The 25868-nt window shown below is 69.4% G+C and carries 21 protein-coding genes; 8 read left to right on the top strand and 13 right to left on the bottom strand.

The features are described from left to right. Positions 1-5 precede the first annotated feature (5 nt). Positions 6-617, top strand: coding sequence for an acyl-homoserine-lactone synthase (locus ACLJK8_RS05005; protein ID WP_413149004.1), 612 nt, complete (start codon positions 6-8; stop codon positions 615-617). Positions 618-818: 201 nt separating this feature from the next. Continuing rightward, positions 819-1262, top strand: coding sequence for a helix-turn-helix domain-containing protein (locus tag ACLJK8_RS05000; RefSeq protein WP_413149003.1), 444 nt, complete (start codon positions 819-821; stop codon positions 1260-1262). A gap of 254 nt (positions 1263-1516) precedes the next feature. On the opposite strand, the gene lexA is transcribed toward ACLJK8_RS05000, so the two are convergent. The 6 genes from lexA to ACLJK8_RS04970 all read right to left on the bottom strand — a co-directional run bounded on the left by lexA (position 1517) and on the right by ACLJK8_RS04970 (position 6500). Further along, complete coding sequence (lexA, locus tag ACLJK8_RS04995; protein WP_413149002.1) at positions 1517-2218, bottom strand: transcriptional repressor LexA; 702 nt, start codon at positions 2216-2218, stop codon at positions 1517-1519. 90 nt (positions 2219-2308) lie between these two features. Further along, a complete protein-coding gene (gene glp / locus ACLJK8_RS04990) occupies positions 2309-3502 on the bottom strand; it encodes a gephyrin-like molybdotransferase Glp (protein WP_413149001.1) in 1194 nt (397 codons plus the stop codon). 85 nt (positions 3503-3587) lie between these two features. After that, the gene (gene moaC, locus ACLJK8_RS04985) at positions 3588-4064 is read right to left on the bottom strand and encodes a cyclic pyranopterin monophosphate synthase MoaC (protein ID WP_413149000.1); all 477 of its coding nucleotides are present in this window, start codon (positions 4062-4064) and stop codon (positions 3588-3590) included. Beyond that, entirely contained in the window at positions 4064-4873 is an 810-nt protein-coding gene (gene trpC, locus ACLJK8_RS04980) for an indole-3-glycerol phosphate synthase TrpC (protein WP_413148999.1), read from the bottom strand. The genes moaC and trpC overlap by 1 nt, the downstream gene beginning before the upstream one ends. After that, a complete protein-coding gene (gene trpD, locus ACLJK8_RS04975; RefSeq protein WP_413148998.1) occupies positions 4870-5922 on the bottom strand; it encodes an anthranilate phosphoribosyltransferase in 1053 nt (350 codons plus the stop codon). The genes trpC and trpD overlap by 4 nt, the downstream gene beginning before the upstream one ends. Next, positions 5919-6500 carry an anthranilate synthase component II gene (locus ACLJK8_RS04970; RefSeq protein ID WP_413148997.1) on the bottom strand — a complete coding sequence of 194 codons (582 nt, stop codon included), beginning with the start codon at positions 6498-6500 and terminating at the stop codon, positions 5919-5921. Before ACLJK8_RS04970 ends, trpD begins: the two co-directional genes overlap by 4 nt. Positions 6501-6606: 106 nt before the next feature. Here ACLJK8_RS04970 and ACLJK8_RS04965 point away from each other — a divergent pair, with 106 nt between their 5' ends. Next, on the top strand, positions 6607-6927 hold the full coding sequence (locus tag ACLJK8_RS04965; protein ID WP_413148996.1) for a hypothetical protein: 321 nt from the start codon (positions 6607-6609) through the stop codon (positions 6925-6927). A 74-nt stretch (positions 6928-7001) separates the two neighbouring features. Here ACLJK8_RS04965 and trpE read toward each other — a convergent pair whose 3' ends face one another. The 4 genes from trpE to ACLJK8_RS04945 all read right to left on the bottom strand — a co-directional run bounded on the left by trpE (position 7002) and on the right by ACLJK8_RS04945 (position 12501). Continuing rightward, the gene (gene trpE / locus ACLJK8_RS04960; protein ID WP_413148995.1) at positions 7002-8513 is read right to left on the bottom strand and encodes an anthranilate synthase component I; all 1512 of its coding nucleotides are present in this window, start codon (positions 8511-8513) and stop codon (positions 7002-7004) included. 11 nt (positions 8514-8524) lie between these two features. Then, complete coding sequence (locus ACLJK8_RS04955; RefSeq protein WP_413148994.1) at positions 8525-10393, bottom strand: SurA N-terminal domain-containing protein; 1869 nt, start codon at positions 10391-10393, stop codon at positions 8525-8527. Between the two features lie 38 nt (positions 10394-10431). Next, on the bottom strand, positions 10432-11652 hold the full coding sequence (locus tag ACLJK8_RS04950) for an aminotransferase (protein WP_413148993.1): 1221 nt from the start codon (positions 11650-11652) through the stop codon (positions 10432-10434). Between the two features lie 150 nt (positions 11653-11802). After that, entirely contained in the window at positions 11803-12501 is a 699-nt protein-coding gene (locus ACLJK8_RS04945) for an SIMPL domain-containing protein (RefSeq protein WP_413148992.1), read from the bottom strand. Positions 12502-12669: 168 nt separating this feature from the next. On the opposite strand from ACLJK8_RS04945, the gene ACLJK8_RS04940 reads away from it, so the two are divergent. Further along, positions 12670-14589, top strand: coding sequence for a hypothetical protein (locus tag ACLJK8_RS04940; RefSeq protein ID WP_413148991.1), 1920 nt, complete (start codon positions 12670-12672; stop codon positions 14587-14589). 37 nt (positions 14590-14626) lie between these two features. Here ACLJK8_RS04940 and ACLJK8_RS04935 read toward each other — a convergent pair whose 3' ends face one another. Continuing rightward, positions 14627-15382, bottom strand: a complete 756-nt coding sequence (locus tag ACLJK8_RS04935) for an SOS response-associated peptidase (RefSeq protein ID WP_413148990.1) — start codon at positions 15380-15382, stop codon at positions 14627-14629. Positions 15383-15594: 212 nt separating this feature from the next. Here ACLJK8_RS04935 and ACLJK8_RS04930 point away from each other — a divergent pair, with 212 nt between their 5' ends. Then, on the top strand, positions 15595-16809 hold the full coding sequence (locus tag ACLJK8_RS04930; RefSeq protein WP_413148989.1) for a porin: 1215 nt from the start codon (positions 15595-15597) through the stop codon (positions 16807-16809). Positions 16810-17022: 213 nt separating this feature from the next. Then, positions 17023-18321, top strand: coding sequence for a DEAD/DEAH box helicase (locus ACLJK8_RS04925; protein WP_413148988.1), 1299 nt, complete (start codon positions 17023-17025; stop codon positions 18319-18321). 166 nt (positions 18322-18487) lie between these two features. Here the strand turns inward: ACLJK8_RS04925 and ACLJK8_RS04920 are convergent, their stop codons facing one another. Next, positions 18488-18955: a glycine zipper 2TM domain-containing protein gene (locus tag ACLJK8_RS04920; RefSeq protein WP_413148987.1), complete on the bottom strand. Its 468-nt coding sequence runs from the start codon at positions 18953-18955 to the stop codon at positions 18488-18490. Positions 18956-19087: 132 nt separating this feature from the next. Then, on the bottom strand, positions 19088-20926 hold the full coding sequence (locus ACLJK8_RS04915; RefSeq protein ID WP_413148986.1) for an ABC-F family ATP-binding cassette domain-containing protein: 1839 nt from the start codon (positions 20924-20926) through the stop codon (positions 19088-19090). Positions 20927-21362: 436 nt separating this feature from the next. Here ACLJK8_RS04915 and ACLJK8_RS04910 point away from each other — a divergent pair, with 436 nt between their 5' ends. Both ACLJK8_RS04910 and ACLJK8_RS04905 read left to right on the top strand, forming a co-directional pair. Then, positions 21363-22829, top strand: coding sequence for a calcium-binding protein (locus tag ACLJK8_RS04910; protein ID WP_413148985.1), 1467 nt, complete (start codon positions 21363-21365; stop codon positions 22827-22829). A gap of 392 nt (positions 22830-23221) precedes the next feature. Beyond that, complete coding sequence (locus ACLJK8_RS04905) at positions 23222-25843, top strand: calcium-binding protein (RefSeq protein ID WP_413148984.1); 2622 nt, start codon at positions 23222-23224, stop codon at positions 25841-25843. Positions 25844-25868: the final 25 nt, after the last annotated feature.

The following is a 25868-nucleotide window of genomic DNA, read 5'->3' as shown; positions in this document are numbered from 1 at the left end:
GAGTCATGCGCAATATCACATTCGATTTTCTCGGCCAGCACCGTCACGGCGCGGCTTTCCACGATTTCCTTCGCCTTCGGAAGACCTTCTTCGTCGATGGGCTCGGATGGGACATCCCCCACGACGACGAAGTGGAGATGGACCAGTACGACAATCCGCTCGCGCATTATTCGCTCGTGCTGCGCGGTGACAGGGTCATCGGCGGCGCGCGCTGCATGCCGACGACGGCGCGCTGGGGGACGCATACCTACATGCTCCGCGATGCGCTCCGGGGCGAGCTCAGCAGCATCCCGCCCGAGGTGATGCCCGCCGACATCGAGACGCCCGAGGTCTGGGAATGCACCCGCCTGGTGATGTCGGAGGAGGTCGCGGGTCACGCGGAGCGCGCGACCTGCCTGACGCTGATCGTCGACGGGCTGGTCCATACGGCGCGTTCGCGTGGGGCGGAGGCTCTGGTCTCGCTCTCGCCGCTGCCCCTGATGCGGGGGCTGCGCCAGCTCGGCTTCGACGCACACCGGCTCGGCGAGCCGTATACGAGCGAGAGTGACGGGCGGAAGTACGCGGTGCTGCAGATGTCCGCGATCCCGGCGCCCGAGCGTCTGATGGCGGCGGAATAGGCCCGGCCGCGCCGAAAACTCCCCCCTGCGCCTGTACAATAGGACAGGTTTCGCGAAGCCGCCCGGATCACGATTATGGTCAAGCGGCGGATGGGGCCGGACGTGAGAATCCCGACTCTCCCCCGATGGGGAGAGTCGACACGGCCGGGAGGGTGTCCGATCGCGGTCTCGCGACGGAGAACGAGCAGGGGGCGGCGTACCATGAACGAATTGACGGCCCTGGCCGACAAGACCAGTCTTGTCGACGCGCATGTCGGCCGACGCATGCGTCAGCGGCGTGAATACCTCGGGGTCAGCCAGAGCAGGCTGGGCCAGCAGCTGGGACTGACCTTCAGCCAGGTGCAGAAATACGAGAACGGATCGAACCGAATCGGTGCGGGACGGCTTTATCTGATGTCCCGCATCCTGCAGGTGCCCGTGCAATACTTCTACGAAGGGCTCGGGGCGCGGCCCGGCTTCGAGGAGATGGAGGGGTCGCCCAAGGAGGCCGAACTCTCGATGCTCGACGATGCCTTCCTGTCGATCCCGGACCCGGACACACGCGCATCCCTGATCGCGCTGGTCCGCTCGCTGGCCGATCCCGCCAACGCAGCATCCGAGTCACGCGGCGGCGCGCGGCGCTTGCGCCGGGTCGGCATGAGCTGATCGAGCGCCCAGCGCCACGCGGGGCGGATCGAGCGCGTCGTCGTGCCCGGTCCGGATCGCGGCGCGGGGCGTGGCTAGTTCTCGGAACCGCGGCCGACCGGTCCGACGTGTCTCGGGCGCGCGAGCGGTTCATCCGACCGGAGGCCGGTCATGCGTCCCGAATCTCATCTCGCCTGTCACGCCGCTGATCCCGATGCGGCGCGTGGCTTCCATGGCGGCGCTCCTGGCCGCTTCGACGGGTGGAGCGGCTGACCTCAGTAGGTCCGGATGAGGCCGACGAGCTTTCCCTGCACGCGGACCTGATGGTCCTGATAGAGCCGGGTCTCGTAAGAGGGATTGGCCGCTTCGAGCGCGATTGTGCCGCCGCGGCGGCGGAAGGTCTTGAGCGTCGCCTCCTCGCCCTCGATCAGCGCGACGACGATATCGCCATTGTCGGCGGTCGCGCGTTCCTGGATCACCACGACATCGCCGTTGTTGATCCCGGCGTTGATCATCGAATCACCCCGGACTTCGAGCGCGTAGTGCCGGCCCGCGCTCGCGAGCATCGCGGCCGGCACGGCGATGTTGCGCGACACCTGCTGAATCGCCTCGATCGGTGTACCGGCGGCGATCCGGCCCATCACGGGCAGCTCGTAGGAGGCGGCGGCCGTCGGCATCGGGATGACCGCGGCGCCCGCGTCCCCCGTTCCGCTGCCCGCCATCTCCCGCGCCCTGCCCGGCGACGGGCTCCCGCTCTCGAGGCTGTCGGGCAGGCGCAGGATCTCGATCGCCCTGGCCCGGTGGGCGAGGCGTCGGATGAAGCCGCGTTCTTCCAGCGCGGTGATCAGCCGATGGATGCCGGATTTCGAGCGGAGGTCCAGCGCCTCCTTCATCTCGTCGAAGGACGGGGGAACACCATCCCGGCTCAGGCGATCGTGGATGAAGTGCAGCAGGTCGTATTGCTTGCGCGTCAGCATCGCCGGGTTCCTTCGGATCAATTCCGTAGTGTTCTAGAAACGTTCATGTTTTGTGTCAAGAGATATTCCGAAAATACAAACTCAGGTTGATCAAATCCACATGAACTCAACCTGATCGCCCCGGGTCCGCGCCGGGTCATCCACCGGGCGGATCAGCAGAGCGTTCGCCTGCGACAAGACCGAGAGCAGCGAAGAATCCTGCCGCCCGAAGGCCTCGACCCGCCAGCCTCCCGCATCGGCCTCGGCGCGGGCCATCATATAATGCGCGCGCTCGCCGTTCCGCTCAAGCGAGGCCGAGAGGCGGGCGGAAACGCGCGCGGGGGGATCGGCCGGAAGGCCGAGCAGGCGGTGGACGGCCGGGACCACGAAAAGCAGGCCGCAGACCATCGCGGAGACCGGGTTGCCGGGGAGGCCGATCATCGGCGTGGTGCCGAGCCGGCCGGCCATCAGCGGTTTGCCCGGCCGCATGGCGATCTTGTAGAACGAGAGTTCGAGCCCGCGCTCCACCGCGGTCGAGCGCACGAGGTCATGGTCGCCGACCGAGGCGCCACCCAGCGTGACGATCAGATCCGCGCCGGCGGCGAGATCGAAGGCCGCCATGAGGCTCTCGGTCGTGTCCCGCGCGATCGGCAGCAGCCGTGCCTCGGCGCCGGCGGTCTCCAGCATGGCCTTGAGCCCGAAGCTGTTCGAGCAGAGGATCTGGTCGCTCGCCGGTTCTTCTCCCGGCATCGCAAGCTCATCGCCCGTCGCGATCAGGGCGACGATGGGGCGGCGCCGGACGACCGGCCGGCCGATGTTCATCGCCGCCATCAGCGCGAGATCGCCCGGTCCGAGCCGGCGGGGCGCGGCGATCCGTGCCCCCGGGCGGAAATCGCCTCCGGCGGGACGGATGTTGACGCCGCCCGGCGCGGCCTCGTTCAGGGTCACGGAATCGCCGGTCCGGGTGACATTCTCCTGGATCACCACCCGCTCCGCGCCTTCGGGCAAGGGCGCGCCGGTGAAGATCCGCACGGCGGTGCCCGGAGCGACGGCATCGCCGAACCGCGCGCCCGCGGCCGAGGTTCCGATCACCGAGAGAGCGCGGCCCGCCCGGTAGTCCGCCTCGCGGATCGCATAGCCGTCCATGGCCGAGGCGTCGAAGGGCGGTTGCGCGCGCGTCGCCACCGCGTCCTCCGCCAGCACCCGCCCACCGGCGGCGGCGAGCGCGACCTGCTCCGTACCAAGCGGCGCGACGAGGGCGAGGAGCCGCTCGCGTGCCTCGTCGACGCTGATGAGCCCGGTCATGGCCGGAGCCGTACGACAGGGCCCGTGCTGATCGGACCCGTGTTGTCCGGACCCGTCATGCGCGGAACTGTCTCGATCGGGATCGTCATGGCGCCTCGAATCGTCCGGAGGCGCCGCCGTCCTTCATGACCACGCGAATCTCGCCGATGACCATGCCGCGGTCGACGGCCTTCAGCATGTCGTAGACCGTCAGCGCGGCGACGGAGACGGCGGTCAGCGCCTCCATCTCGACACCGGTCGGGCCGGTCGTCTTCACCCGCGCCTCGATCACGACCTGGCCAGCCTCGGGCTCGGCCGTGAGATCGACCGCGACGCGCGAGAGCGCCAGCGGATGGCAGAGCGGGATGAGATCGGCGGTGCGTTTGGCGCCCATGATCCCGGCGAGACGTGCGACGCCCGCCACATCGCCCTTTTTCGCCGTTCCGGCCATGAAGAGCGCGAGGGTCTCGGGCGCCATGCGGATCGTGCCCCGGGCGACGGCCTCCCGCGCGGTGGCGGGCTTCTCGGAGACATCGACCATCGAGGCCGCGCCGCTGGCGTCGAAATGGGTGAGGCCGGACATCAGCCGGCTTCCGGCGTCCAGGGACTCCGCAGCAGCGCCCGGGTGGCGCCCTCCACGTTCTCCTCGCGCATCAGCGTCTCGCCGACCAGGAAGCAGCGCACACCGTAGCTCGCGAGCTTCGCGAGATCCTGCCGCGTCGCGATGCCGGATTCCGAGATGATCAGCCGGTCCGGTTCCACATCGCGCGCCAGCCGCCGGGTCACCGCGAGATCGGTCACGAAGGTGCGGAGGTCCCGGTTGTTGATGCCGACGAGGTTCGAGCGCAGCATCTTCGCGCGCGCGAGTTCCTCCTCGTCATGCGTCTCGATGAGCACGTCCATGCCCCATTCGATGGCCGCCGCCTCGAGCGCGGCCGCCTCCGAGTCGCTCACCGCGGCGAGGATGATCAGGATGCAGTCGGCGCCGAGCGCGCGGGATTCCACGACCTGCCAGGGATCGAAGAGGAAGTCCTTGCGGAGGACCGGCAGCGCGGTGGCATTGCGCGCGATCGCAAGAAAGTCGTCGTCGCCGCTGAAGCTCGGGCCGTCGGTCAGCACGGAGAGACAGGTGGCGCCGCCGGCCTCGTAGGCGCGGGCGAGGGCCTCGGGATCGAAATCCTCGCGGATCACCCCCTTGGACGGGCTCGCCTTCTTGATCTCGGCGATGAGCCCGTAGCCGCCCGACATCGAGGCGCGTTGCAGCGCCTTGCCGAACGGGCGGACCGGACCCGCGGCGCGGGCGAGTGTCTCGATCTCCGTGAGCGGGCGGGTAGCCTTTCGCTCGGCGATGTCGGCGAGCTTGTAGGCCTTGATTTCGTCCAGAATCGTCATCGTCCTCGTCCTTCCGCCTGCTGGGCGGCCTCGGCTGCGAGCCGCGTCAGCGTGGCGAGTCGTTCCGCCTTTTCGCGCGCGGCGCCGGAATCGATGCTGTCGCGCGCGAGATCGACGCCTTCGCCGAGGTCGCTGGCGCGTTCCGCGACGACGAGCGCGGCGGCGGTGTTCAGGAGAACGGCGTCGCGATAGGCCGAGGGCTCCCCATCGAGCAGACGGCGGAGCGCGACCGCGTTCTCCGCCGGCGTGCCGCCCCGGATCGCCTCGAACGGGTGGCTCGGCAGGCCGGCGTCGGCGGGGGTGATCTCGAATTCGCTGATCTTGCCGTCGCGAAGCTCCGCGACATGGGTGACGCCGGCGATCGAGACTTCATCGGTTCCGTCGCCGCCATGCACCAGCCAGGCGCGATCGGAGCCGAGCGCTGCCAGCGTTTCGGCCATCGGTCGGATCACCTTCGGCGAATAGGCGCCGGTCAGCTGGCGCCGCACCTTCGCGGGATTGGTGAGCGGGCCGAGGATGTTGAAGATCGTCCGCGTGCCGAGTTCGATCCGCGCGGGCATCACGTGGCGCATCGCCGGATGGTGCATCGGCGCCATCATGAAGCCTATGCCGATCTCCCGCAGCGCCCGCTCGACCACTTCGGGGCCGACCATGACCTGGATGCCGAGCTCGCCGAGCGCGTCGGCGGAGCCGGATTTCGACGACAGGTTGCGGTTGCCGTGCTTGGCGACGGGCACGCCGGCGCCCGCGACGACGAGCGCGGTCGCGGTCGAGATGTTGAGCGTGCCCTTGCCGTCGCCGCCGGTGCCGACGATGTCCATCGCCCCCTCGGGCGCATGGACGCGCACGCATTTCGCCCGCATCACGGCGGCGGCGGCGGCGAATTCCGTCACCGTCTCGCCGCGGGCGCGGAGCGTCATCAGGAAGCCGCCGATCTGGGCCGGGGTCGCCTCGCCCTCCATGATCGCGGAGAAGGCCCCCTCGGCCTGTTCCCGCGTCAGGGGGCCTTCGACGGCCTTGGCGATCAATGTCTTGAGACGGTCGCTCATGCTGCCACCCGCGCGAGATCGAGGAAGTTGCGGAGCAGCGCATGGCCGTGTTCGGAGGCGATCGACTCGGGGTGGAACTGCACCCCGTGGATCGGCAGGTCGCGATGCTGGAGACCCATGATGATCCCGTCCTCGAGTTCCGCCGTCACGTTGAGTTCCGCCGGCAGGCTCGCGCGCTCGACGATCAGGCTGTGGTAGCGGGTGGCGTGGAAGGGCGAGGGCAGGTCCGCGAAGACGCCGGCGCCGGTGTGCCGGATCGTGCCGAGCTTGCCATGGACGATCTCGCCCGCGCGTATGACCTTGCCCCCGAAGGCCTGGCCGATCGCCTGATGGCCGAGGCAGACGCCGATGAGCGGCGTCCTGGTCTCGGCGGCGGCGGCGATCAGCGCGAGGCAGATCCCGGCCTGATCGGGATCGCAGGGGCCGGGCGAAAGCAGGATCGCGGAGGGGCGCATCGCCATCGCCTGCTGGACGTCGATCTCGTCGTTGCGGCGCACCACCATCTCGGCTCCGAGCTGGCCGAGATAGTGATAGAGATTGTAGGTGAAGCTGTCGTAATTATCGATCAGCAGCAGCATTTCGCGGACTTTCCAAAGCTTTTCGGCTGGCACGGGCGGGCGCGCGCGTTATACATGGCCCCGCCGGTCAGACGGGGTCAAGGGCCAGCTGGGAAGGAACGGGGTTTTGCGGGTCCGGGCACGCCGCCGGAAGGGCGGTTTCTGGAAGGGGCTGGCGACGGGGCTCCTCGTCGCCTGCGTCGTGGCGCTCGCCCTCGCCTGGTTCTTCCCGCCGATCCGCTATTTCGCACCCGCGATCCCCGGCGGCGCGGGCGAGGCGCCCGAGGCGCCGAACCGTCCCGCGCTGGTCCCGAGCGGGCCCGTCGTCACCGAGGACGCCGCCGGTCCGCTCGTTCCTGGCGTGGGCCCGCCGCCCGCGGCGCCGAACGCCGCGCCCCCGGTCCGCGATACCGAGGGCAACACCCCCTCCCTCGTACCGCTGGAGTAGGGCGAACCCCGGTCCGTCACTCGCACACTCTTCGCCCAAACGTTCGCGAAGGCGACGGCCGGGAACCGGCGTGCTCAGTTCCCCGAACGCGCTCCGACGAAGAGATGGGCGTCGCGGGCGGCCTGCATCAGCGCCTTGGACTTGTTGACCGTCTCCTGCAGCTCCGCGCCTGGATCGCTGTCATAGACGACGCCGCCGCCGGCCTGCACGTAGAGCGTCCCGTCCTTCACCACCGCGGTGCGGAGCGCGATGCAGATGTCCATGTCGCCGCCGGCGGAGAAATAGCCGACGCCGCCGCCATAGACGCCGCGCTTCTCGGTTTCGAGTTCGTCGATGATCTGCATCGCCCGGACCTTCGGCGCGCCCGAGACCGTCCCGGCCGGAAGCCCCGCGAGCAGCGCGGAGAGCGCGTCGTGATCCTCGGAAAGCGCGCCGTTCACGTTCGAGACGATATGCATGACGTGGCTGTAGCGCTCGATGATGAACTGCTCGTTCGGATCGACGGTGCCGACCTTCGCCACGCGCCCGACATCGTTGCGGCCGAGGTCGAGCAGCATCAGATGCTCCGCCCGCTCCTTGGGATCGGCGAGGAGCTCGGTTTCGAGCGCCTGATCCTCCTCGGGCGTCGCGCCGCGCGGACGTGTGCCGGCGATCGGCCGGATCGTCACCGTGCCTTCCTTGACCCGGACGAGGATTTCCGGGCTGGCGCCGATCACCTGGAAGCCGCCGAAATTGAAGTAGAACATGTAGGGGCTGGGGTTGGTCCGGCGGAGCGCGCGATAGAGCGCGAAGGGCGGCAGGCCGAAGGGCACGGCCCAGCGCTGGCTCGGCACCACCTGGAAGATGTCGCCGGCGCGGATGTATTCCTTCGCCCGTTCGACGATCGCGAGATAGTCTTCCGGCGTCGTGTTCGATTTCGGCTCCGCCGGGCCGTTCGCCGCGTGTCCGAGGTCGCGGGCGATCGCCGGGATGCGGTCGATGTCGCGCACCGCGTCCATCACCCGCTCCGCCGCCTGGGCATAGGCCGCGCGCGCCGAAAGGCCGGAGGCGGCCCAGGCGGGCGAGACGATCGTGACCTCGCCCTTCACGCCATCGACGATGAGGATGACCGTGGGTCGGATCATCACGGCGTCGGGCAGGCCGAGCGGGTCGGGGTTTACATCCGGCAGATGTTCGACCAGCCGCACCATGTCGTAGCCGAGATAGCCGAAGAGCCCCGCCGCCATCTCCGGCAGGCCCGGGGGCAGGGCGATCCGGCTCTCGGCGATCAGCGCGCGCAGGCTCTCGAGCGGCGGTTTCTCCTCGGCCGCCCAGTCCTCCGGGTCGAACCGGGCCGAGCGGTTGATCCGCGCGGTCTCCCCCCGGCATTCCCAGATCAGGTCGGGCTTCATGCCCATGATCGAATAGCGGCCGCGGATCTCGCCGCCGGTGACGCTCTCGAGCAGGAAGCTGTCGCGGCCCGCCTCGGTCAGCTTCAGCATCAGGCTGACCGGCGTGTCGAGATCGGCGACGAGGCGGGTCCAGACGAGTTGATTCTCCCCGCGTTCGTAGGCTTCGGAAAAGGCTTCGAAGGCGGGAAGCAGCATGGGTCTCGACTTTACGGAATGCGGCTCAGCACCGCGTCGATCTGGGCCGGGCTGACCGAGACCCCGGCGGCGTCGCGGACCGCGTTGGTATAGAGGGTGAGCACGTCGTCCGCCACCTGGCCGCGAAGCTGGCTCTCGGCATTGGCGACGATGTCGCCGTTCGCCTCGGCGGTGAAGTCGAACGGGACGATCTCGGTGACGCTGCCGAGGAGAACGTCATCGCCATCGGGCGTCTCGAAGACGGCGTTGGCCTCCTCGGCGAATCCGGCGGCGAGGAAGGCGGGGCCGGCACCCGGCAACTGGGCCGAGCGCGCGACCGGACCGCCCGACTGGAGCGTCGCGCCGAGGCGTGTCGCCAGCGCATCGAGCGCGAGGCCGCCCCGGATTTCCTCGGCATAGCCACTGGCGAGCGCCTCGAGCCGCCGCGTGGTCTCCGCGGCGCGCCAGGCGGTGACGACCTGATCGCGCACTTCGTCGAGCGTCTGGAGCCGTGGAGGCTCGACCGCGTCGACCCTGATCGAGGCGATGCCGCCCGAGGCCAGCTGGACCAGATCGGTCTCGATTCCGGTTTCGCCCTGGAGCGCCGCGTCGCGGAACGCCTGATCCGCGGCCAGCCCTTCCGAGGAACTGGCCGTGACAGCGAGCTTGCCAAGCTCGAGATTGGTCTCCTCCGCGAGTTCCTCGAGCGTGGCGCCGCCGGCGATCAGATCCTCCAGATGCGCGGATTCATTCGCGATCTCGTCGGTCGCGAGCTTCAGCGCGCGCTCCCGGCGCAGATCCTGCCGCGCCTCCTCGAAGGGGGTGGTACTGCCCGACAGGATCGCGTTCACCCGGTAGATCGAGGGACCGAGCGGCGTGGGGACGGGGCCGACGAGACCGGGCTCGGCGAGGCCGAACACCGCCTCGCGCGCCTCGGGCGCGAGCCGCGAAGCGGGTACGGCGCCGAGGTCGATGTCCTGCGCCGAGAGCCCGCGTTCGGTCGCGAGCGCGTCGAAGCCGACCTCGCCCCCGTCGAGCCGCGCCATCGCGGCCGCCGCCTCCTCCTCGGTGCCGAAGCCGATCCGCTCGATGAGCCGGGTCTCTGGCGTGTTGAACCGCTCGGCCTCCGCCTCGTACATCGCCCGGAGGTCGCTCTCGGGCACCTCCAGCGTCTCCGCGAGTTCTTCCGGCGAGATCGCGGCATAGGTGAGCCGCCGCGTCTCGGGCACCGTATAGGCGTCGGGGTGGGCGTCGTATTCCGCCTGGATCGCGGCGTCGTCGGGCTCGGGCAACGGTTCGGTCAGGGCCTCGGGGCCGAGGCGCACCCAGGAGAAGGCGCGCTGTTCGCCGACATAGCCGAGCATCGCCCGCGCCGTCGCGGTCGGGGCCGCGACCGCCGACTGCACCGCGGAGGCGATCATGTCGCGCGAGACCTCGCCCCGAATCTGCTCCTCGAATTCCGCCGGTCGCAGGCCGACATTGCCGAGCGTGTTGACATAGGTCTCGCGGTTGAACCGGCCGTCGGGTCCCTGGAACGCCTGCACATCCATCACCTGGCGCGCGACGGTCTCGTCGCCGACCGAGATGCCGAGGCGTCCGGCTTCCTCGTCGAGCGCCGCGTCGTTGACGAGGCGCGAGAGCACCATGTTGTCGACGCCGTACTGGCGCGCCTCCGCCATGGTGAGGCCGCGGCCGAGCCGCTGGGTCAGCGCGCGCATCTCCTGCTGCATCGCGCGGGTATATTCGGTCTCCGAGATCTCGGTGTCGCCGACGCGCGCGATCTCGGTCGAGCGCAGGGCGCCGGATGAGGTGATGCCGAAGCCGGCGAGGCCGATCACCAGCAGGACCAGAAGCGCCCAGACGAGCATCCGGGAGTGTTTCGCGCGCAGGAAGTCGAGCATGGCCGGTCTCGTCCGATCGGTCGGGTCAGGCCGGGCTTTTAGGCGCTGGCCCCCCCGCTGGCAAGGGGAGAGCCCTCACGGTGCGTGAGCCGGGCGGTCACTTCCGCGAGCCGGTCGATCGCGCCGGAGAGGCCGGACGCGTCCATGTTGGCGAATGCGAGGCGCAACTGCCGCTGGCCGCTCGCGTCGGGCGAGAACATGGTTCCGGGCAGCGCGAGGATCGACTGCTCCTCGACCAGCAGCTGGCAGAGCGCGTCGGAGGGGATCGCGAACGGGTGTTCGACATAGGCGAAATAGGCGCCGGCCCCGAGAAGCCGCCAGCCCGGCAGGCGCGCGAGCCCCTGAGTGATCGCCTCGCGCCGGCGCAGCACCTCCTCCCGTTCCCCCGAAACCCAGTCGCCGAGGTGGCGCAGCCCCCAGAGCGCGGCCTTCTGGCCCAGCGTGGGCGCGCAGATCGCGACCGAGTCGAGGAACTTCTCCACCTCCACCAGCCGTTCGGGGCTCGTGATGATCGCGCCGGTCCTGTGGCCGGTCAGCCGGAAGGCCTTGGAGAAGGAATAGAGATGGATCAGCACGTCCCGCCAGCCCGGATCGGCGAAGAGATTGTGCGGCCGGCTCCCGCGCGAGTCGAAGTCGCGGTAGGTCTCGTCGAGGATCAGCACCGCGCCATGCGCGCGGGCGAGCGCGGCGAAGGCCGAGATGAGGCCGGCGGGATATTCCGCTCCGGTCGGGTTGTTCGGCGTGATCAGCACGATCGCCTTGACCCGCGAGGACATGAGCGGATGCGCCGCCTCGATGTCAGGGTTCATCCGCCCGTCGCAGGGCAGCGGGATCGCGTCGATGCCGACGGTGTCGCACCACATCTTGTGGTTGAAGTACCACGGGACCGGCAGGAGCACCGCGTCGCCCGGAATCGCCAGCGTGGCGAGCGCGGCGCAGAAGGCCATGTTGCATCCGGCGGTGATCGCCACGTCGGCCGCGTCGATCTCGCCGCCATAGGCCGCGCTCCAGCGCGTCGCGATCTCGGCCCGGAGCGCGGGCAGGCCGAGCACCGGGCCGTAGAGATGAGTGTCGGGTTCGCTCACCACCATCCGCGCCATCTGGGCGCGCAGCGCCTCGGGCGGCGGGTCGATCGGCGCCGCCTGGCTCAGGTTCATGAGCGGCCGATCCGCCGGGAAGCTCCGTCCCTGAATCCAGCGCCGCGCCTCCATGACGGGAGGCGGCGTCGTCGCGCGGATGAACGGGCTGAATGGTGACATCGCTGGGCGCCTTTGGCTCTGGGGACCGACGGGCGAGCCTAGCACCCGCGCCCGCCCGCGCAAGCCGGTGCGCGTTCCCGCGCGCCGCCCCGCCGACCGCCGGGGCCGCCGGAAGGCGCGGCCCCGGAGATTTCCGCGAGAGCGGCGTGGTCAGCGGAGCGCGTAGGTGATCGTGACCTCGGAGCGGACATCGACGGAGCCGCTCGCGATCGGCGCGGCACTTTCCATCCGGGCGTGCATCGGGATCGGTCCGCCGCCCGTACCCCGCGTCTCGTCGATCGTCAGCACTTCGCCGAGCTCGACCCCCGCGCTCCGGGCGAGCGTCTCGGCCTTCGCGCGCGCGTCGGCCACCGCCTCCTCCCGCGCCCTGGCGAGCTGCGCCCGGGGATCGGCCATGTCGAAACCGATGCCATGGATGCGGTTCGCCCCGCCCGATCCCATCGCATCGATCACGGCGCCGAGCTGGCCGGTCTGGCGCGCGATGATCGTCACCATGTTGCCGGCGCGGTAGCCCGTGACGCGGGGCACATCGCGATCTTCCGACTGGTCCCAGACCGGATCGAGGCTCAGCCGCGTGGTCTGGATATCGGCCTCGGCGATCCCGAGACCCGCGAGCGCGTCGAGGATCTGGCGCATCGCCTCGGAATTCTCGCGCAGCGCCTCGGCGGCGGTCGCGGCCTCGGTCTCGACCCCGCCCGAGATCGTCGCCACGTCCGGCGCGGCGGATACCTGCGCGGAGCCGGTGACGATGATCCGCCGCGCCGGGAGATCCTCGGCCAACGCGCGGGGCGCCGCGACGGGGGCCACGGCGGGCATAAGCAGGAAAGCGGCGAACAGCAGTTTGCGCATCGGCGTTGATCCTTCTGGTGACCCACTGCCCGCGATTGAGTGCCGATCCGCCAGAGGATTGGCAATTCAAAGGATTGGCAACTCAAAGTTAGGTTGCGCTGGCCTGGTCAGGGTTTTTTGGTTATCCTCCGAAGCATACGGGCAACACTCGGCAGAGATCGGGGCGAAATGAGCAGCAAATTGTCGCGGCGGCCGCTGTTCCGGCTGGTGCTGGGGTATCCGGTCCTGACGATCGCGGCCTCCCGGGACGTTCCCGGGGACGAGCCTGTCGGTGTCGGTGTCGGTGTCGGTGTCGGTGTCGGTGTCGGTGTCGGTGTCGGTGTCGGTGTCGGTGTCGGTGTCGGTGTCGGTGTCGGTGCCGGTGCTGGTGCCGTGCCGACCGAGATCGATCTTTCCAAACCGGGCTACGAGCGGCAGTTGCGCGCGCTCGGCGTTGCGATTCGGCGCGCCCGGGGGCGGCTTCGCGTCGTCCTGCCCGACTCCGAGGTCTGGCGCGGACTGGTGCCCGGCGCCGAACGCGACCGCGCGGCCGTTGCCCGGACACGCGCCGCGGCCGCGCTCGGCTGCGCGCCGGAGGCGCTGGTCCTGATCGCGGGCGAGGCGACGGCCACCGGCGAGGTCGCCTTCGCCGCCGCGTCGCGGGAGACGCTTGGCGAGGCGCGGGGTTTCCTGCGCCGGCACGGCCTGCGTCCCGCCGCCTTCCTGGGGGCGGGGGCTTTCACCGGCTTCGAGACGCCGCCGCGCTTCCCGGCCGGTGTCACGCCGACCCTGCCCGGCATCGCGGCGCTGGCCCGGGGCGCCCGGGCCCTGCGGCCCGCGCTGCCCGTGGCGGCCGATTTCCTGCCCGGCTGGCCGCCGAGCGGCGCCGTCCTCGCCGGCGGCGGTCTCGGTCTCGCCTGCGCCGCGGTGGCGCTCATCGCCGCGCTCGCGCCCGCGCCGGAAGCGCCCGCGCGGATGGCGGGGGCCGCGCTCCCGGCCCGCGCGGCGCCGATCGTGGCGCAAACGACCGCGCCGGCGGCTCAGCCGCCGACGCCCAATCTCCTGACCGCGGCCGCCGAGCCCGGGCCGGCCATCCCGCGCGTGTCGGCGGAGGCGCGACCGCGCCGGGCCGAACGCGATCTCAGGATCGCGATGAGCCCGCCCGCGCCGCCACGGCCGTCCGCGACGGGCGCGCGTGCCGCGCCGGAGCCGATCGTGACCATCGCGACGCGCAACATGCCCGAACTCGCCGGCGTGCGTCTCACCCGCCCCATGCCCGGCCCGCGCGTCGCCGAGCTCGTGGACGGCGTGGTATCGCGGTCCGACATGGCGCCGCCGCCGAGGCCCCGCCCGTCGATCGGGTCTTCATCCGCCACCGGTCTCCCCGGAGTCTCTCTCGATGCGAACGGTGCCATCCGGCGCCCGGAACCGCGCGCCCTCGACATCACCCCCGGCATCACTGGCGGCATGACCGGCATGGGCATCGGCGATCCGTCACGGCCGAAGCCGCGTTCGGGCGGGGACCCCACGCGGCCGCTGTCGCCCGCGATCACCGCGGCGGTGGGCGCCGCTTCGGCGCGGGTCGCCGCGCTCTCGGCACCGGGCGTGTTCGAGCGTCCGGAGCCGAGGCCGGGCCAACGACGCTCCGCCGCGCCGAGCCCGACATCAACCGCGGCCCCCTCTCTGGCCACGCGTGCGACGCCGGTCAGGGCCATGTCGGCCAGCGCGGCGCCGGTCCGCGCTGTCCCCGCCAGGGCCGTCGCGCCCCAGCCCGTTCGGGCCACCCCTCAGGGCAGCCTCCAGCGTCAGACGGCGCGGGAACCCCGGCGCGTCGCGGTCACGGCTCCGGCCACGCAGCAGCGCCGGCTGTTCGGGTCCGAGGGCGCGCGGCGCGCGGTCGAAAGCCGCGGCGTCAACCGGGGCGGCCTGTCGCTTCTCGGCGTCTTCGGCGCCAAGACGTCGCGCTACGCGCTCATCCGACTGCCCGATGGCGCGGTGCAACGGGTGCGGACGGGCGACCCGGTCGCGGGCGCGCGCGTCGCCGCGGTCGGCGGCGATTCCGTGCGGCTGACCGGCTCCGGCCGCGACGTGATCCTGAAGATCGAATAGCTGCTCGCGCCGCGGCCCGGGTCGGGCGCGCGCCGGTTCAGAACAGTCTGCCCTGCGCGGGAGGCTCCCCGTCCTCCGGAGGCTCGTTTCCTTCCGGCATGGTCAGCGGATCGGGCACAGGATCGGTCAGATCCTCGCCATCGTTCCTGACCGAATTGACCCGGGTCGAGACCGGCCACATCCGCATCGCGGCGGAAGGATAGGGCCGGAGCAGGTCGCGCGGATCGGGGGTGTCCGAGAGCCAGCGTTCGTAGTCCTCCGGGGCGATGATCACCGGCATGCGATCGTGGATCTCCGCCATCATCGCATTGGCCGGGCAGGTCAGCACGGCGAAGCTCCGGACCCGCGCGCCGAGCTTCGGATCGTGCCATTCCTCCCAGACCGCAGCGAGCGCGAAGGGCTCCCCCGAGGCCATCGCCACCGCGTAGGGCTGTTTCACCCCCCGGATCGCGCGCCACTCGAAGAAACCGTCGACCGGCATCAGCGCGCGGCGCTCCCGCCAGGCTTCGCGGAACATCGGCGCGGAGGCGACCGTCTCGGAGCGCGCGTTGATCGGCCGCCGGCCGCCGGCGGGGTCGCGCTGCCAGGCAGGCACGAAGCCCCAGTTCCCGGCGACGAAGACCGGCCCGCGCAAGTCCCGCTGCCAGACGATCAGCGGGTAGGTGAGGCGCGGCGCGCCGTTCCAGCTCGGCGGTTTCGCTGCGAGCCCTTCCTCCGGCGCCGGCGGGGCGACGCCCGCGAAGGCCTCGACGAGTCCCGCGATCGTGGTCTTCACGATGACGCGTCCACACATGCCAGCGCTCCCCCTCCGTCGAGGTTCCGTCGGGGCGGGAGTACCCCGCGGACTCCCGGCGATCAACCGGCCGCGAGACTGTTGTGAATATGCAACGCCGCGCGGGAAGGTCGGGGCGCCGGGGCCGTCAGGTCGTGAAACGGTGGCCGGTCGTCACATCTGACACTCCGGGAGCCGCGATGGCGGCGAAATCGACAAGGGGTGAATGCATCATGACGAACGGGTATCACTCTCGCCTGACCACCGTCCTGCTGGCTGGCGCGGCGAGCCTGACCGCTTTGAGCCTGACCGCTTTCAGTCTGACCGCGGCGCATGCGCAGGACGAGGGGCTGCCGCCCATCGAATGGACCGGCTCGAACGGGTCGACGCTGACGCTCTACGGCCAGCTCAACATGGGTGTCCTTTCCTACGACGACGGCGTGGACAGCGAGAGCTACGGCCTCGTCGACAACGCCAATTCGCAGTCGCGGATCGGCCTCACCTACACCCGCCGGTTCGGCGACTGGGAATTCGAGAACACCAACGAGATCGGCTACTCGCCCTTCTCGACCTCCAACGCCTCGATCACCAACGACTCGCCGAACGCCGACGATTTCGAGTTTTCGAACAGCAACATCCGCAAGCTCGACTTCGCCTTCTCCAATGACCGCGTCGGCAAGGTCTCGATCGGTCAGGGCAGCATGGCGACCGATGGCGTGCAGGAGATCGACCTCTCGGGCACCGATGTCGTCGCCTATTCGAGCGTGGGCGACTCCGCGGCGGGGCAGATCCTCCGCTTTTCCGGCGGCGGGCTCGGCTTCGACGAGAGCCTCAGCGACGTGACGATCGGCGACGCCTTCACCGACTACGACGGGCCGAGGCGGGTGCGGGTGCGCTACGACACGCCGAGCTTCTCGGGCGTGACCCTTGCGGCGGCCTTCGGGCGCGACCTGCTCGCCGACGACGACGATATCCGCGACCAGAACATCGCCGACGTCTCGCTGACCTATGAGAACGCCTTCGGCGATTTCGAGACCGAGGCGGGGCTCGGCTACTACTGGCAGGAGGACAGCCTCGACGCCTGGGGCGGTTCCGCGTCGGGCCTGCACACGCCGACCGGCGTCAACCTCACGCTCGGCTTCGGCGCGGGCTCGTCCGAGGACGGACCGGACGGCCAATGGTACTATGCCAAGCTCGGCCTCCTGCGCGAATACCTCGCCTGGGGCGATACCGCGCTTTCGGTCGACTACTACAAGGGCGACGATTTCTACGTGGCCGGCGATGCGACCAGTTCGGAAAGCAAGTCCTGGGGTGTGGCCGCCGTGCAGAACATCGACCGCGCGAATACCGAGGTCTACCTGACCTACCGGAGCTACGACTATTCCGACAACGTCGCGAGCTACGAGGATGGCGCGGCGATCTTCGGCGGCGCACGCTTCAAGTTCTGAGCGCGTCGCGGGCCTTGGACGCGAAATCCTGACACGGGAAGGCTTGCCGCGCCGCGGCAAGTCGCCTATGTGCAGGCGGGGCCGGTTGCGACCGGCCGCGCGGTGGCGCAATCGGGCATCCGGCCCATCACCGTTTCACCTGTTTTCGTCATGTGCGCCTGACGGGGGCGGCAACCGCCGCGGAAGATGCTTCCGCGCTGAAAGGACATGACGTTGACGAATACCAGCTTCGCGGCCTTCGGCCTCGCGGAACCTCTTGTTCACGGCCTCGAAAAGGCCGGTTTCACCACGCCCACGCCGATCCAGGCCCAGTCGATCGGGCCGCAGCTCGAAGGCCGCGACATCCTCGGGGTCGCCCAGACCGGCACCGGCAAGACGGCGGCCTTCGGCCTGCCGATGCTCCATCACCTGCTCGCGCTCAAGGGGCGCCCGGCGCCCCGGACCTGCCGCGCGCTCATCCTCGCGCCGACGCGCGAACTCGCGGTGCAGATCGAGCAGAGCCTGAGGGCCTTCGCCGCGGGGGCGCGGATCTCCACGCTGCTCGTTCTCGGCGGGCTTTCGCGCAACGGTCAGATCCGCTCGCTCTCGCGCGGCGTCGATATCGTCATCGCGACGCCGGGCCGGCTCACCGACCTGATGACCGAGGGCGCGATCGAGCTCGACCAGACGCGTTTCGTCGTGCTCGACGAGGCGGACCGGATGCTCGACATGGGCTTCATCCAGCCGGTGCGCCGGATCGTCGCCGCGCTGCACCCGCGCCGGCAGTCGGCGCTCTTCTCCGCGACGATGCCGACCGAGGTCCGCGCGCTCGCCGAGAGCTTCCTCAAGGACCCGGTCTCGGTCTCGGTCACGCCCGAATCGACCACGGTCGAGCGGATCGAGCAGAGCGTCGAACTGGTCGACGGGCCGCTGAAGCGCGCCCGTCTCGCGTCGATCGTCGCCGATCCCGCCGTCTCGCGCGTCATCGTCTTCGCGCGCACCAAGCGCGGCGCGGACCGCGTGGCGCAGAATCTCGGCAAGGATGGCATCCCGGCCGAGGCGATCCACGGCAACAAGGCGCAGAACGCGCGGCAGCGCGCGCTGACCGCCTTCCGCAACGGGACCGTGCGGGTGCTGGTGGCGACCGATATCGTCGCCCGCGGCATCGACGTTCCGGGCGTCAGCCATGTCGTGAACTTCGATCTGCCGGATGAGCCCGAGAGCTACGTCCACCGGATCGGCCGGACCGGCCGCAACGGCGCGGAAGGCATCGCGATCACGCTCTGCGCGCCCGACGAGATCAAGAAGCTCCGCGCGGTCGAGAAGGTCACGCGCACGCGACTTCTGCCAGGCTCCGTCGAGGAGGGTCCGTCGCGCAAGCAGCCGCGCCGAGGTCCGAAACCGAGCGCGGGACATGGACAAGGGCAGGGACGTCGCGGCCAGCCGGCGGCGCCGAAGCCCGCCCATCAGGAAGCACGCCGCGACTCCGCCCGGCCCGCGCGCGGCCCTCGGCGCCCGCGCCGCGCCGCCTGAGGGCGGAACCGCCCCGCGCGCGGCGACGGCCCGAGGCGGGGCGCATGGCCGGCCCGGTACCGGGCTTCGTCGTCGCCAGGTAATGTATACAAAAAGGGCCGCCGCTCATCATGAGCGGCGGCCCTTTCGTGTTACTCCCCGGCGATCATCTCACCGGCGCGCCGGATCACGGCACGAGGCGGGTCATCGAGCCGCTCTGGACCACCTGCACGCGCTGGCCGACGTTGAAGGCCGGCTGCGCCTGGATGACCGAGATGTTCTGGCCGTTGTCGAGTTCGACGAACCACTCGGTCGAGGCCTGCTGCGTCACGTTGCCGGCGACCCGATTGCCGACCGCGGCGCCCGCCGTGGCGCCGGCGCCGGTCGCGAGTACATTGCCGGTGCCCTTGCCGAATTCGTTGCCGAGCAACCCGCCCGCGATGCCGCCCGCGATGGTGCCGACCACTTCGCCGGTCCTGTTGCCGCCCTGCACGGTGATCGGACGGCTGCCCGTGATGGTGCCGAAGTTCACCGACTGCGCGACCTGCGACTGATTGGCCGTGACCATGTTGCCGCTATTGGGCGAGGCGCAGGCCGTCAGCGCGAGGGCCGCCATGGCCGACAGCGCGAGGCCGCGCAAGATGTTTGTCCGCATGTGTTCGTTATCCGTCTGTTCCAGGGTCTCGGGACCCCAATGAAGCATCTCGCGGTATAGAACCATCCCCTTGGCGATGGGATAACGATTTCGCAGTTCGCGATATTGTGTCCCGCGCGTCCTCGGTGGGGCCTATCCGCCCGTCTCCTCGCGCAATGCTTCGAGATGAAGCCATTCCTCCTCGGCCGCGTGCAGCGCCTTCTGCCGGGCGACGAGTGCGTCGGTGGCCTTCCGGAACTTCGCCGGTTCCCGGGAGAACAGCCCCGCGTCGGCGAGCAGGGATTCGAGCTTGCCGATCTCCGCCGCCAGCCGGTCCATCTCTCCCGGCAAGGCTTCGAGCCGATGGCTCTCGGTGAAGCTCAGCTTCGTGCGCGCTTTCGCCTCGGGCTTCGTGGAAGCCTGCGTCGGAGCCTTCGGCGCCGTTTGTTCCGGTTTCGGCTCGGGTCGGGCCGCGGGGATGTCGGGCGGGCGCTGCGCCTGATAATCGCTCCAGCCGCCGGCGTAGATCGTCGCGCGCCCGTCGCCCTCCATCGCCACGGTCGTCGTCGCGATCCGGTCCACGAAATCGCGGTCGTGGCTCACCAGAAGCACCGTGCCCTCGTAATCGTCGATCAGTTCCTGCAGGAGATCGAGCGTCTCGACATCAAGGTCGTTGGTCGGCTCGTCGAGGATCAGCAGGTTCGAATCCCGCGCCATCAGCTTCGCGAGCAGAAGCCGCGCCCGCTCGCCGCCCGAGAGCGCCGAGACCGGCCCGCGCGCCTGGATCTCGGGGAAGAGGAAATCCTTCAGATAGCCGACCACATGCCTCGGCCGGCCCCGCACCATCACCTGGTCGTTGCGCCCGGAGACCCCGAGCTCGGCGTCGCCGGTCAGCGTTTCCCAGAGCGAGACCGCGTCGTTCAGCTCGTCGCGGTTCTGATCGAAGAGCGCCGGTTCGAGATTGGTGCCGAGCCGGATGCGCCCGGTATCGGGCGCCAGCGTGCCCGTGAGGATGCCGAGAAGCGTGGTCTTGCCGACGCCGTTCGGCCCGACGAGTGCGATCCGTTCGCCGCGGTTCACCCGGATCGAGAAGTCCTTCAGGATCACCCGCTCGCCGTAGCTCTTGCCGACATGCTCGGCATCGACGACGAGCTTGCCCGAGCGGGTCGCGCTCTCGAATTCCATCCGCGCCGTGCCCTGCCGCGCGATCTGCGCCGAGCGTTCGGCGCGGAGGTCGGCGAGCCGGCGCACGCGGCCCTGGTTGCGCTTGCGCCGCGCGGAGATGCCCTCGACCGCCCAGCGGGCTTCGGCCTTGATGAGCCGGTTCAGCTTGTGGCGCTGCTGGTCCTCCTCGTCGTGAACCTTGTCGCGCCATTCCTCGAAATGGGCGAAGCCGCGGTCGAGCCGCCGGACCTCGCCGCGATCGACCCAGAGCACCCGGTCGGTCAGGTTGCGCAGGAAGGCGCGGTCGTGGCTGATCACGACGAAGGCCGTCCGCGTCTCCCTGAGCCAGCTTTCGAGCCAGGCGATGGCGGCGATGTCGAGATGGTTCGTCGGCTCGTCGAGCAGCATGAGGTCGGGCGCCTCGGCGAGAATCCTCGCCAGCGCCGCCCGCCGCCGTTCCCCGCCCGAGGCCGCGTCGGGCGCCAGCGCCGGATCGAGCTTGACCCCTTCCATCGCCATCTCGACCCGCCAGTGCTCGGCCGGGTCCACCCCCTCCGAAGCGAAATCCCCGAGCGTCGCGAAGCCGGAGAAATCGGGGTCCTGCGCCATGTAGCCGACGGTAAGCCCGGGCCTCAGGAACCGCGTCCCCGCGTCCGCCTGCGTGAGACCGGCCATGATCCGCATCAGCGTCGACTTGCCCGAGCCGTTCCTGCCGACCAGAGCCACGCGCTCGCCCGGGTGGATCGAGAGCGCGAGGTCGGAGAACAGCGGGTCGCCGCCGAAGGTCAGCGCGATATCGGCGAGGGTCAGGATCGGAGGTTCGGCCATCCCGTCCGCCTAAGCCCGGGCCGGGTGCGCGTCAAGCCGCGGGCGGGCGCCGGCGTGACGGACGCCACCCCGATGCCTGGCCGCGGGGCCGGAGCCACTCCGAGAGGTCGCCGCTCGAGACGATGCCGGGGTCAGGGCAAATCGCCGCCCCGTCCCGCCGCGCCCAAGCTTCGAATTGCTTTCCCCGGAGTGAAGTTGGTGTTATGTTTTCTTCACAATCATCAACCGATCACGTCCGCGTCTCTGGCGCCGATGCACGTTATTTCGTGCGGGAAGACGTGCTCGTGGCGATGACCAAGGGCGCGTCGCGCCCGGACTCCGCTGGTGCCGGAATCCGGGCGTGGAACGGCCAAGGGTGTCGTTCACGCGTCGGAATGAGCCGTCGCCGGCGAGGGCCGGCCGCGGTCCCGAAAGGGTTGTGAGAGGGGTTTATGAAATGAACATCACCGGTACTTCGGACAGCGACAGGCTGTTCGGCACGAATTTTCGTGACTTCATCAGGGGCTTGGGTGGCCACGACTTCATCGACGGGGGCGCCGCGGGCGACACGATCGAGGGCGGCTCCGGAAACGACACCATCGAGGGTGGCGCCGGCTACGATCTGATCCGCGGCGGCGGGGGTGACGACAGCCTCGATGGCGGCTCGGCCGGCGACACGCTCCTTGGTGGCGCTGGCGACGATTTCCTCTTCGGCGGCACGGGGACCGACTCGCTCGACGGCGGATCAGGCTTCGACATCGCGGTCTATGACGCCAACACGACGGCGCTCGACGCCGATCTGTCGCAGGACCGGATCAGCTTCCCCGGTCAGTCCTGGCCGTCCGAGACGCTGAGGTCGATCGAGGGCATCATCGGCGGCTCCGGGTCGGACCGCCTTTTTGGCGATGGTGGCGCGAACATGTTCGACGGCGGGGAGGGGAATGACTTCCTCGTCGGGCGGGGCGGAAACGATCTGCTCATCGGCGGCCGAGGTCTCGACACGCTGAACGGCGGCTCCGGCGACGACACGCTCGAAGGCGGCGGCCACAACGATCAGCTGAACGGCGGCGCGGGGCGCGACACGGCGGTCTATTCGGAGAACACGACTCAGGTCCATGTGAACCTCGCGACCGGCGTCGTCGGCTTCCCCGGACAGAGCTGGGCGAACGAAGATCTGGTCTCGATCGAGAACATCGTCACCGGATCGGGCGACGATACGGTGCTCGGAAGCAACGGCGCCAACGTGATCGAGGTCGGCGAGGGCTACAACACGGTCAACGGCCGCGGCGGGAACGACATCATCCACGGCGGCTGGGGCCTGATGGTCTGGGACGCCGAAGGGCATGACGATACCCTCGGCCTCGGCGATATCATCGAGGTCCTGAACGGCGGCGCGGGCGATGACGTGATCTATTCCGGCGGTTCGATGGTCCATTATTGGGAGTTCCGATGGCATTTGGAGGCCGCCACCGACGTGCTTTCGGGCGGACGAGGTAACGATCGGCTCGTGGCGGGCAATGGCAGGGTCAATGACGACTCGAACTCCGTCGCCGTCAGCGTCATCATGACTGGCGGCGCGGGGGCGGACAGATTTGAATTCGCGACGGAGGAATGGGAACGGGAAGCGTCCGGAGGCAATCGTGGGATCTTCGGACAGACGGGAACCATCACCGATTTCAACCGGTCTCAGGGCGACACGATCGCGATCAGATCCGAAGCGAATCGCGATCTCGATTTCGTGGGCGAGACGCCGGCTCCGGGCCTGAACGAGATAGGCTACTCCCGCGTCTGGGACGGAGCCGAGATGGATACGGTCATCGAGGTGCCGCTGCAGGAGAATAATGCGAACGGCCGCAATGTCCTCACGATCACGCTCGACGGCTACTCCGGTCCTCTGACGGCGGATGATTTCCTGCTGATCTGAGGCTCCTCCCAAGGGCGCCCCGTTAACCAAGTAACCACTCGGAGCACGGGGCGCCCGGGTTCTCGCGGCTGTGGGAATATCCATTGACTTTCAATGGATTGGTTCCGCTCGCCTCACGCCCGCTGAGACGTTGCAGCGTAACGCGGCGTTGTCGTTCGAACGAACTGCTTTCCCGAAAGTTGAGTCGGTGGTACCGTCTTAAGAAGCCATTAACCGAACGCTTTCGCTCCCATCCGGGGTGGCAGGTGCCATTCCTCGGATCGGGCATGCGCGCTCGCGTTGATGAGCGAGGCGCGAAGCGTCCGGGTTCCGCTGGTGCCGGAGTCCGGAACTGCCTCCCGAGGTCGCTTGCGCGCCGTTGAGCAAGCATGTCTGCGAGAGGGGTAGGCACAATGGATATCACGGGGACCCCGGCCAGCGAGGTGCTGACCGGCACAGAGACTTCAGACCGGATCGATGGGCTTGGCGGCGACGACACGCTCCGGGGACTTGGCGGCGACGACACTCTGAACGGCGACGCCTGGCTCGACGAAGCCGCCGGCGACGACTTGCTTGAAGGCGGGGCGGGCAATGACCGGCTTCATGGCTACGACGGCCATGATACGCTGGACGGCGGCGCGGATGATGACGTCGTCTTCGGCGACGCGGGTGATGACGAGGTCAACGGCGGCGACGGCGATGACTACCTCGACGGCCGCGAGGGCGATGACACGCTCGATGGTGGCGCCGGCGACGACAGCCTCTACGCCGGGCAGGGCCGCGATCTTCTGCATGGCGGCGATGGCGATGACTGGCTCTCCGGCGACGGCGCGAACGACACGCTCGACGGTGGCGCGGGGTTCGACATCGCGAGCTATCAGAGCAACGACACCGCCGTGGTGGTCGATCTCCCCAACGATCGCGTCAGCTTTCCCGGTCAGAGCTGGTCGCCGGAGACGATCATCTCGATCGAAGCGGCGGAAACGGGTAGCGGCGATGACCATCTCATCGGCGACGACGGCGCCAACGCGTTCCGTGCCGGCGCCGGGAACGATCTGATCGAAGGGCACGGCGGCAACGACGTGCTGGAGGGCGAAACGGGTAACGACAGCCTCGATGGCGGCGCCGGGAACGACTCGCTCTCCGGCGGGGAAGGCGACGATACGCTCTTCGGCGGCACGGGAACCGACACGCTGAACGGCGGATGGGGCGGTTTCGACATCGCGGTCTATGACGTGAACACGACCCCGCTCGTGGCCGATCTCGAAGCCGGCACGATCAGCTTCGCGGGGCAAAGCTGGTCGCCGGAGACCCTGACTCTGATCGACGGCATCATCGGCGGCTCGGCCTCCGACCGGCTCTCGGGCAACGGCGAGGCCAACCTGCTGGTCGGCGGCCAGGGCAGCGACACGCTGATCGGCGGCGGGGACGACGATACGCTGGAAGGCGGCGGCAACACCGATCAGATCGACGGCGGCGAAGGCAATGACACGGCGGTCTATGCGGAGAACACGACCGCGATCCGCGCCGATCTCCGTTCCGGGGTGGTGAGCTTCCCGGGCCAGAGCTGGCCGGCGGAGAACCTCGTCTCGATCGAGAGCCTCGTCACCGGATCGGGCGATGACACGGTCATCGGCACCGAGGGCGCGAACGGCATCGAAACCGGTGCCGGACGTGACCGCATCACCGCGCGCGGCGGGAATGATACGCTCGACGGCGGCGCCGGCGCCGATACGATGTCCGGCGGCTCCGGGAACGACACCTATGTCGTCGACAATTCCGGTGACCGGATCAACGAGGGTGGCGGGATCGACACCGTGCTGGCGAGCGTCGGCTACACGCTCGGCTCCCCGCTGGAGCATCTGACGCTGACCGGCGACGACGGGATCTCCGGGACCGGCAATGGCCGCGCGAATGTCCTGAGAGGCAACGAGGGCGACAATACGCTGTCGGGTCTCGACGGGGACGATACGGTCATCGGCGGCTTCGGGGACGACGATATCAGGGGCGGAAACGGCGATGATGTCCTTTCCGGGGGCTTCGACGGGCGCCTGATCGTCGCTGAGTATCTCGACGACCCCGACTGGCTGCCGCCCGACGATGGCGCCGACCGGATCGACGGTGGGGCCGGGACCGATACTCTCATCTATCCGCAATTCATCGGTTACACCGGCGGGGACAATACGACCCCCTATCTCGACCGGAACATCGACGTGGACCTCGCCGCGGGAACCGCGCGCGCCGAGGGGGTCTCGGGCACCGATACACTTATTTCGATCGAGAATGTCGAGACCGGGAATGGCGATGATACCATCACCGGCGACGCGGAGGCGAACGAGATCCGGGTCAACTACGGGCTCAACGTCGTCGACGGCGGCGGCGGAGACGATGTCATCCATGGCGGTCGCGGGCTGCACCTTCCCATCGACGTTTCCGAGGCCGAGGAGCCGCCCTATGGCCTCGGAGACACGCTCGAGGTGCTGAGCGGCGGTGCCGGCAACGACGTGATCTACTCCGGCGGCTCGATCATCTATTACGACCAGAACAACTTCGCGATGCTGTTCCGGGCGACCGACGTGCTCGAGGGCGGCGGTGGCGACGACAGGCTGGTCGCGGGTGACGGCACGTACCAGCGGGAAGGCTCCCTGAGGGGCGCCAGCGTCGAGATGACCGGCGGCGCGGGCGCGGACCGGTTCGAGTTCACGACCGAGATCTGGGAACATTCTGACATGAGAGAGGGTTTCATAACCGGAACCTATGGCCAACTCGGGACGGTCACCGATTTCGACAGGTCCGAGGGCGACCGGATCGCGATCCACACCGGGGGCCAGAGCCTGAGCTTCGGCGGAGAGGATGCGAGCCTGGAGGTCAACGAGATCACCTATCGCCACGTCACCAACGGCGGCACCACGGACACCGTCGTCGAAGTGCTTCTCACCGAATACGAGCTCGAGCCCTACGACGATCCCGTGCTGACGATCACGCTCGCCGGTTACGCGGGCGATCTGACGGAGGAGGATTTCCTGCTCATCTGAGCCGGAAGCGAAGGAGCCAGGGTGT

The organism is Amaricoccus sp. W119, from assembly GCF_047275745.1.
Taxonomy (GTDB): Bacteria; Pseudomonadota; Alphaproteobacteria; order Rhodobacterales; family Rhodobacteraceae; genus Amaricoccus.
Note: the sequence above shows the minus strand (reverse complement) of the source record. Positions and strands in the feature narration are given on the sequence as shown.

Bases quoted from the DNA above. Each gene is read 5' to 3' on its own strand.
- ACLJK8_RS05005 (WP_413149004.1), top strand. From the start codon at position 6: ATGCGCAATATCACATTCGATTTTCTCGGCCAGCACCGTCACGGCGCG.
- ACLJK8_RS05000 (WP_413149003.1), top strand. From the start codon at position 819: ATGAACGAATTGACGGCCCTGGCCGACAAGACCAGTCTTGTCGACGCG.
- lexA (WP_413149002.1), bottom strand. From the start codon at position 2,218: ATGCTGACGCGCAAGCAATACGACCTGCTGCACTTCATCCACGATCGC.
- glp (WP_413149001.1), bottom strand. From the start codon at position 3,502: ATGACCGGGCTCATCAGCGTCGACGAGGCACGCGAGCGGCTCCTCGCC.
- moaC (WP_413149000.1), bottom strand. From the start codon at position 4,064: ATGTCCGGCCTCACCCATTTCGACGCCAGCGGCGCGGCCTCGATGGTC.
- trpC (WP_413148999.1), bottom strand. From the start codon at position 4,873: ATGACGATTCTGGACGAAATCAAGGCCTACAAGCTCGCCGACATCGCC.
- trpD (WP_413148998.1), bottom strand. From the start codon at position 5,922: ATGAGCGACCGTCTCAAGACATTGATCGCCAAGGCCGTCGAAGGCCCC.
- ACLJK8_RS04970 (WP_413148997.1), bottom strand. From the start codon at position 6,500: ATGCTGCTGCTGATCGATAATTACGACAGCTTCACCTACAATCTCTAT.
- trpE (WP_413148995.1), bottom strand. From the start codon at position 8,513: ATGCTGCTTCCCGCCTTCGAAGCCTTTTCCGAAGCCTACGAACGCGGG.
- ACLJK8_RS04955 (WP_413148994.1), bottom strand. From the start codon at position 10,393: ATGCTCGACTTCCTGCGCGCGAAACACTCCCGGATGCTCGTCTGGGCG.
- ACLJK8_RS04950 (WP_413148993.1), bottom strand. From the start codon at position 11,652: ATGTCACCATTCAGCCCGTTCATCCGCGCGACGACGCCGCCTCCCGTC.
- ACLJK8_RS04945 (WP_413148992.1), bottom strand. From the start codon at position 12,501: ATGCGCAAACTGCTGTTCGCCGCTTTCCTGCTTATGCCCGCCGTGGCC.
- ACLJK8_RS04940 (WP_413148991.1), top strand. From the start codon at position 12,670: ATGAGCAGCAAATTGTCGCGGCGGCCGCTGTTCCGGCTGGTGCTGGGG.
- ACLJK8_RS04935 (WP_413148990.1), bottom strand. From the start codon at position 15,382: ATGTGTGGACGCGTCATCGTGAAGACCACGATCGCGGGACTCGTCGAG.
- ACLJK8_RS04930 (WP_413148989.1), top strand. From the start codon at position 15,595: ATGACGAACGGGTATCACTCTCGCCTGACCACCGTCCTGCTGGCTGGC.
- ACLJK8_RS04920 (WP_413148987.1), bottom strand. From the start codon at position 18,955: ATGCGGACAAACATCTTGCGCGGCCTCGCGCTGTCGGCCATGGCGGCC.
- ACLJK8_RS04915 (WP_413148986.1), bottom strand. From the start codon at position 20,926: ATGGCCGAACCTCCGATCCTGACCCTCGCCGATATCGCGCTGACCTTC.
- ACLJK8_RS04910 (WP_413148985.1), top strand. From the start codon at position 21,363: ATGAACATCACCGGTACTTCGGACAGCGACAGGCTGTTCGGCACGAAT.
- ACLJK8_RS04905 (WP_413148984.1), top strand. From the start codon at position 23,222: ATGGATATCACGGGGACCCCGGCCAGCGAGGTGCTGACCGGCACAGAG.